The 7,453-nt window shown below is 47.9% G+C and carries 6 protein-coding genes and 1 rRNA gene; all 7 read right to left on the bottom strand.

Translation table 11 applies throughout. The features are described 5' to 3' along the window. Positions 1-676: 676 nt before the first annotated feature. Positions 677-1,849 (bottom strand): glycosyltransferase family 4 protein, encoded by a 1,173-nt coding sequence (locus ACYVJQ_RS14720; RefSeq protein ID WP_460893866.1) that lies wholly within the window; start codon positions 1,847-1,849, stop codon positions 677-679. Between the two features lie 3 nt (positions 1,850-1,852). Next, positions 1,853-2,821 (bottom strand): glycosyltransferase family 2 protein, encoded by a 969-nt coding sequence (locus ACYVJQ_RS14715; protein ID WP_460893865.1) that lies wholly within the window; start codon positions 2,819-2,821, stop codon positions 1,853-1,855. Between the two features lie 7 nt (positions 2,822-2,828). Then, positions 2,829-3,347: a DUF4199 domain-containing protein gene (locus tag ACYVJQ_RS14710; RefSeq protein ID WP_460893864.1), complete on the bottom strand. Its 519-nt coding sequence runs from the start codon at positions 3,345-3,347 to the stop codon at positions 2,829-2,831. Positions 3,348-3,362: 15 nt separating this feature from the next. Next, positions 3,363-3,881: a DUF4199 domain-containing protein gene (locus tag ACYVJQ_RS14705; RefSeq protein WP_460893863.1), complete on the bottom strand. Its 519-nt coding sequence runs from the start codon at positions 3,879-3,881 to the stop codon at positions 3,363-3,365. A 25-nt stretch (positions 3,882-3,906) separates the two neighbouring features. Then, complete coding sequence (locus ACYVJQ_RS14700) at positions 3,907-5,187, bottom strand: dihydroorotase (protein ID WP_460893862.1); 1,281 nt, start codon at positions 5,185-5,187, stop codon at positions 3,907-3,909. Then, complete coding sequence (locus ACYVJQ_RS14695; RefSeq protein ID WP_460893867.1) at positions 5,153-7,120, bottom strand: BatA domain-containing protein; 1,968 nt, start codon at positions 7,118-7,120, stop codon at positions 5,153-5,155. The genes ACYVJQ_RS14700 and ACYVJQ_RS14695 overlap by 35 nt, the downstream gene beginning before the upstream one ends. A gap of 249 nt (positions 7,121-7,369) precedes the next feature. After that, positions 7,370-7,453, bottom strand: a 5S ribosomal RNA gene (gene rrf, locus ACYVJQ_RS14690); the annotation flags it as partial.

Here is a 7,453-nt window from a genome sequence, read left to right as displayed (position 1 = left end):
TTTTCCCGATCCTTTCGACCGGGGTGCTTCGCTGCGGAAGCGGCTGCAAAGGTAAGAAGACTTTCTCTCTTGGCAAGCTTTTTTTCAAAACTTTTTTTTCCTTCCCTTGGCCGCTCTGTCAGTAACCTGGGCTTCCTTTCGGTGACCGGTCGGACCGCTTTCGGAAGGGAGTGCAAAGGTAAGAACAAGTTCTCTTTCTGCAAGCGCTTCGGGAAACTTTTTTTTCTTTCCCTCTCCGCCCTGCCGGCTTCGAGGACCTCCTCTCGGAAGGGAGTGCAAAGGTAAGAAACGTTTCCGTTTCCGCAATACCTGTGGCTGACTTTTTTTTCTCTTTCCTTTCCGCCCTGCTGGCGTTCTAGGCCCTTGCTGGAAGGGAGTGCAAAGGTACGAAAAGGGTTTAATCCCGCAATACCTGGCGGGGAAGATTCCCCTGCGCGGGGCCTGTTGCCCGCGGCGCTTAAGGGTAACTACTTTGAGGATGAGGAAGTTCCGCCAAGGGAAATTTTTTGAAGTTTTTTGAAAGTATCTTCTCTTTGAGGCTATTTATAGATTCCCATTATGGGTTATTCGGTTTTAGCCTTCTTTGAAGGAGTTATTTCCACTTTACATGAAAGTACATTTACCATCAGCATTTGCGTTTTGGGCCTGTTTTCCAGAAAACAGGCCCAAAACGCATTTACCTCTTCGGTAGGTTTTCACCGTTTTCTACTGGTGCTGCTATGCCAACTGCGTTGGTTATGGCCTTTGCCATGGCTTCCCAGGTGTACTTCTGCTTCTCCCGCTTTATATTCTTGATCATTTCCTCCTGCATTTCTTTGGCATAGAAGGTATCAATGGCATCGGCTATGGCTTGTGGACTTACCTTAACTACATAACCAACTTCGCCATTGGGGATCATTTCACTTAAGCCCCCTACATTGGTTACCACCATGGGTACTTCAAAATGGTAGGCTATTTGGGTAACTCCGCTTTGCGAAGCATGCCGGTAGGGTTGAACCACCAAATCTGCCGCTGAGAAATACCAGCTGACTTGGTCATGCGGGATATACTCCGTGGCCAGGATCACGCTGTCCTGCAAACCTGCTTTCTCTATAATAGAGAGATAGGGTTCGGGCGCCTCATAGTATTCACCGGCCACCATCAACTTTATGTTTCGCTGCTTCAGCCTTTCATCTTGCATGGCCTCTAATAAAAGATCAAGTCCTTTATAGTGTCTTATAAAGCCGAAGAACAAAATGTATTGGCCTTCCTGGGGAAGATGAAGCTTTTGGAGCGCTTCCTCTTTGGTAAGTTTGGCCCCATAGGTATCATAGATAGGATGCGGTTGGCAGGTTACGGGCCGCTTTTTCTTGTTAAAGCGTTGCAGCTCTGCGCTCACGGTTTCTGACATGGTGACAAAAGCATCACAAGCGCCCGTGAAATAGGTGGTGAGTGCCGCATCGCCGGGCCGCTTTTCATGCGGCACTATATTATCCGTGAGGGCCACTACCTTGGAGTGATTGTTCCCCTTGATAATTCTGGCTACCGTTCCCAGGCAGGGCGCCATAAAAGGGAGCCAATACCTGATCAGGACCAGGTCTGGTTTCATCTTTTTAATCTTCTGGCCTACCGTAAACCAGGTTAAGGGGTTTATGGAGCTTAGACTAGGATGGATGACTAAGTCTGTGGGGGGTGGCCCCTCCACATATTGTGACTTCCCCGGGAATAAGAAAGAAGGATACTGCGTAGTGAAGGTAAAGATCTCTACCTGGTGCCCCATCTGTAGCCAGGTGCGGGCCAGGCTTTCATTGAAAGCGGCAATGCCTCCCCTGAACGGGTACGCCGGACCAATGATGACAATACGGGCCATACCTTAGAAGCCTACGTTGTCTCTGATCAGGTATTCATTCTTGCGCTTGCCAGAGAGAGAAATCATTTCGGCCAGAAAGCCCGCCAGAAACAATTGCACCCCAATAATCACAGCCACTAACGCCAGGAAGAACAGGGGTTGGTCTGTTACGTCTCTGGCTACTTGGTTCTGGAAGGAATAATACACCTTTTGAAAAATCAGCCAGAAGGTTATCAGGAACCCGATCAGAAAAGAGATAGAACCAAGGCTCCCGAAGAAGTGCATGGGCCGCTTCTTGAATTTGGACACGAAGGTGATGGACATGAGGTCCAGGAAACCATAAACAAACCGCTCCAGCCCGAACTTGGTGGTTCCGTATTTCCGCTCGCGGTGCTGCACTACCTTCTCCCCTATCTTGCCAAACCCGTTCCACTTGGCAATTACCGGAATGTAGCGGTGCATCTCGCCGTATACCTCTATGCTTTTTACCACGCGCGCATCATAGGCCTTGAGGCCGCAGTTGAAATCATGGAGTTTGATTTTGGAGATGCGGCGCGTGGCGGTGTTGAAAAGTTTGGTGGGAAGGGTTTTGCTGATGGGGTCAAAGCGTTTCTTCTTCCATCCGGACACCAGGTCATAGCCTTCTTCCGCAATCATTCTATATAAATCTGGGATCTCGTCTGGGCTGTCCTGTAAGTCGGCGTCCATGGTGATGACCACGCGGCCCTGGGTTTCCTGGAACCCCACGTTCAGAGCGGCCGACTTGCCGTAGTTGCGGTTGAACCTGATCCCTTTCAGATGGGGGTCATGGGCTGACAAGTCCTGGATCACTTTCCAGGAAGTGTCTGTGCTACCGTCATCCACTAAAATGACTTCATAAAGAAAACCGTGCGACGTCATCACACGGTTTATCCATTGGGTAAGCTCTGGTAGGGATTCTGCCTCATTGAGAAGCGGGATCACCACGGATATATCAATTCTAGAATTCTGCATGAAATGTTTACTCAAACTCTGGGCGGTTGTTTTTCATGACAGCCGCTACTATTAAAGAAATCAGGAAGGCCATGAACACGGCGCCTATCAAGCCAAATAAAAACATCATTTCTGGCGTAGAGAATTTCTCAGTAATCTTGATGGCGTTGTCTATCTGTTCATCACTCAACCCTTTTTGCTCCATCTCCTCAATGGAGCCGTTCCTTATCTGCTCCATGATACTCCCATCAATGAATTTGATATAGATATAGCTGAAGATGGAGCTCATCACCCCAGACACGGCGCCTAAAATGGTGCCCGTGCCCAACCCTTGCCCATAAGACATAAAGCCGCCGTTCTCATTTTTAAAGTTCCTATAGGCGAAAACAATCCCCACAATAGGGATAAGTATGGCCAGATAAGAGAAGCCTTTGTTGAGGTGAAGGCCCGTTACAAATAGCAGGAGGCTATAGATAATAGAGATAAACCCGGTAATAAGTCCATAGCGGATGCCCACGGAGGCAGGGGTAACGGTCTGTTCTTCCATTTTTTTGTTTTAAGGTTATTTTCTGAAAAATACGCCTAAAATGATACTAATAAAAAACCCGGTGATCATTCTGTAGAGAAAACTTCTTTGGGCCAGATCATACCCGGTAAGTTGCTTAAGCCCCTCCAGCCCTCTGGAGTAGTTAAGCTCGCCCATTACCTGCACAATGGCCTGGCGGTTAGCCTCCATGTAAACCTGCTTGGCCTGAATATATTCCTGGATCATGTGCCCACCGGCAAACTGAGAGAACAGAGCCATGAGCACGGCGGTGGTAAAGGCAAGGTAGAAAGTAGTGAATAACCCTATCTTAAATGCCTTCCCAAATCCAATCTCAGCATCGTTAAACTTCTTGTAATACTTTATGGCCAGAAAAACGAAAGCCGCTACAAAAATAAAGGTAGACGAAAACTCAGCGGTATCATCATACGGGTTCTCCAGACCCAGGAGGGCCAAGATGGCGATGTATAAAAAACTAACGATTCCGCCGGTGACACCATACCGGATGGCCGTATTTGTGACAGCTCTATCAAACATTCAGCTTGTGCCCCTGTTGAGGCATTTAAATTTTATAAGACGGATTCACCGTTAATTGGCCGTTCAGGTAAGTGGCAAAAACACAGCCTTGCATTTCTCGCCCAAAGAACGGACTGTTGCGGGCCGCCGAGGCGTTGTTGCTTTCCTGGAAAACCCAGCGCTTCTCTGGATGAAAGAACGTGAGGTTGGCTTTTTCCCCTTCGGCCAAAACAGGAACGGGAAGCTGCAAAATCTCCCTTGAATCCCGGGCCAGCTTCTTCACTAACTCCTTTTGGGAAATATGAGACGTTAGCGTTTCAGTTGCCACGGAATACGCGGTCTGGAGCCCAATGATCCCTGGCTCAGCCAGATCAAACTCTAATTCTTTGGCTTCCTCATCCCAAGGCAAGTGCGCTGATATAATGGTATCTATGGTGCCATCTTGTAAACCTTCTAAAAGTGCCGCCCGGTCTGGTTCCCCTCTAAAAGGCGGGGCCACTTTATAGTTTGTGTCAAAAGGAACCAGAGTCTCATCTATAAAGGCACATTGGTGGGCGGCTATATCACAGGTTACCTGCAGGCCCTCTTTCTTGGCGTTTCTTATAGCGTCCAATCCGGCAGCCGTAGAAATCTGGGAAAGGTGAAGTTTCCCGCCGGTGTACCTGAGTAGCTGTAGATCGCGGGTGATCTGCACTTCCTCAGCCAGCGCTGGGTTCCCTTTCAACCCCAGACGGGTACTGGCAATGCCTTCATGCATTTGCCCGCTATTGGCCAGCCTTTTGTTTTCAGGTTGATGGATCAAGACCCCTCCAAAAAGCTTCAGGTATTCCAAGGCTTTCAACATGGCGTCTGAGTCTTGCAGGGCATGATGGCCGTCAGAAAAAGCCACGGCCCCCGCCGCATTCAGATCCAGCAGTTCGGTCAAGTCCTTTCCCTCCAGGTTATGGGTAACCGCCGCAATGGGGTGCAACCGCACAAAACCGGTATTGGCACGCTGCCTGAAGAAATCTACCGTTGCCTTGGTCTGCGTGATAGGTTCTACTGTGGGCAAACAGGCAACTTCAGTAAAGCCCCCATAGGCCGCGGCCAGCATGAAATTTTCTAATGTCTCCCTATGCTCAAGCCCAGGCTCTCCGGTAAAAGCGCCAATGTCTAACCACCCAAGGGAGCAGCACAGCCCGCTTGCCGGCACAACCTCAGCCTGATCATCATCAATCTGGGCAGCTATTTTTTGGATCTGCCCGTCTTTGAGAAGAATGTCTACCTGCTGGCCGTTAAGAGAAGAGAGTTCGTCAACTATCGTAACCGCTTTGAATAAGTGATCCACGTTTTTTAGCGCTTAATATGATGGCCTCCATGAAGAGACACAGAAAACACAATATTAGGCAATATTTCCACAGGGTTATGCCGTTGGACTCCTTTTGAATTTGTTTTTGCCCTGCCAAGGGTTCACTTGCCTCTAAAACCTTTACCCTGCCACCTTCTCCTTGAACTAACTCCTGCAATTCATCTGTGGAATACGCCTCTAACTGAGACTCTCCCCTGGGAATATTAAGGGCAATCTGGTTAATAGCCTTACCCTCTCTGGCTAACGCATAAAATCCGGGCTGGCTCAGCTCCTCGGGCAAAGTTAAGATGAGTTGGTTCTGCACCACTTTTTGGTCCGGGACAAATACCTGACCGTTTCTGCTCAGAGTATAGGGCTTTTGAGATTTCTCATTAGCGGATAAAGGAACCTGTATGGTTTTATTAACCGGTTGGTAAGCCAATACTGCAGGTCCAGCGGCGGCACCTAACGCCAGTTGATAAAAAACAGGCACAAATAAAGGATGATTTACGAATGCTGAACCTTTGATGGGCGAGGAAAATAAAAACACCTGCCCCTTTCCTATCCTAAAGGAACTAAGGAAGGGAGAATTATCAGTGAACCTAAGAATATGATGGAAGACGCTCTTCCAGGTTAACACTGGTTTAGCCTCAGGCATAGTCATGTTCTTAACTTCTTTCTCAAAAACTGGCTTGAAAAAGGAATCAGAAAAATCTGGTTGCTTCAAGGTTTTTGCAGCCGCCTCTTTATTTTCTTCTTTTATTTCCTTGATCCCAATCTCATTTAAGAAGGTAAGAAGGCTATTTTGGTTTGACGCGGAAGGAATTAGCACCAAGCTTCCCCCCTTCTCAATCCAGGATTTGGTACTGGAAGCAGGCGGTAATCCATTCCCGTTTTCATTAAGCTCTACTACCTCTACATCGGCGCCATCTAATCCGCCTGAAGATATTTTGAAACCTGGCTCTGCTTTATAGGCATTCCCTATGGTGTTTTTATCTCCTCCACCATTTTTAAAGTTAACCCGTATATGCGCTGGTTTTGGCGAAACCGCATAAAACTGATTGTCAAAAGGGGTATGGTGGTCTTCAACGTTGAAGGTTATAGGCAAGGCTTCCTGGTTAGAAGTGGGAACTTTAAATCTAGTAATTACTTTCTCCCCAGGTTTAAGGAGAACCTGAGTGGCTCCAATTAAGTTGTCTCCCGCAGAGGCTGTAATTTTCGCCAGGGTCTCCTCCTCTAATAAACTCCCGCCAACCCTTACAGAAATATCAGCTAACCTGCCAGGCAATAGAATGGGAACATCCAACCATACGGAGTCAATAAATAGATTGACGGCGCCCTCTGGGGAAGGATAACGAACAAGGGTAACATTCAGGTCTTCTGGAAGATTTTTGAAGGCAGTTTTGGGGAAAGCAGATTTTTGGAAATCAGAAAGGATAAAAGTCTGGCTAGACCGCTTCTGGTCCATAACCTGATTAAATAAGTCTGGAGAGGAAGTGAGGGCAGGGCCCGATTCTTTTGGCAGGGCAGCACCTTCTTTGTTTGGGGAAGGCTTGTTATCCAATTCACTAGAAACTTTGAGCCCCTTCGCATCTGTTCTGGCTTGTTCTTCCTTTGTTTGTGTACCCTCTAAGGAAGGGCTGAACATAGACCAGGAGTTATCCACAATAACGTTGGCAACGGAAAAGCTTTTAGGGTTTGAGCTTTGGGAAAAGAACAAAAGGAAGGCAGCCAAAGCAGAGGCGACAAAGATAGTGCGAACCCCTAATAGCAGATAGTTATTGATTCTCCTAACGGATTTGGTTTGGGAAATTAAGGCTGTTAAAAACTGAAGGTGGGAAAAATCAATTTTCTGCCTAAGCCGAAGGCCAAAGAAATGAATTACTATTAATAAAATGACAGCAATGGCTGCGCCGATTATATAAGGAAGCATCAAGTACAAGCTGTTTGTACGTGAATATAGTTAAATGCTTTCAGATAAGATACGGGAGCCTTCGGAAAGAATGGTCAGGCGCGAGGAAAGAAAATGAGCGCACTGGATCTTGGTAAAGAGGAAAGCACCCACCACCGCCAAAGCAGCCTCCGCTTCGTCTCCAATTAGGCTAAGGTTCTCCCCCCTCTCCCTTCTTCCCGAACGCAGGAAGGCCCCGTTCCATTGCTGGGCGGGGCCTTCGTTGTTGGGGGTTGGCGGCTACCTACTCTCCCGCGTGTGACCGCAGTACCATCGGCTCGGCGGGGCTTAACTTCTCTGTTCGGAATGGGAAGA

The organism is Rufibacter soli (assembly GCF_054781795.1).
The sequence above is the reverse complement of the archived record's forward strand: the minus strand, read 5'-3'. Positions and strand labels throughout refer to the sequence as shown.

Bases quoted from the DNA above. Each gene is read 5' to 3' on its own strand.
- ACYVJQ_RS14720 (WP_460893866.1), bottom strand. From the start codon at position 1,849: ATGGCCCGTATTGTCATCATTGGTCCGGCGTACCCGTTCAGGGGAGGC.
- ACYVJQ_RS14715 (WP_460893865.1), bottom strand. From the start codon at position 2,821: ATGCAGAATTCTAGAATTGATATATCCGTGGTGATCCCGCTTCTCAAT.
- ACYVJQ_RS14710 (WP_460893864.1), bottom strand. From the start codon at position 3,347: ATGGAAGAACAGACCGTTACCCCTGCCTCCGTGGGCATCCGCTATGGA.
- ACYVJQ_RS14705 (WP_460893863.1), bottom strand. From the start codon at position 3,881: ATGTTTGATAGAGCTGTCACAAATACGGCCATCCGGTATGGTGTCACC.
- ACYVJQ_RS14695 (WP_460893867.1), bottom strand. From the start codon at position 7,120: ATGCTTCCTTATATAATCGGCGCAGCCATTGCTGTCATTTTATTAATA.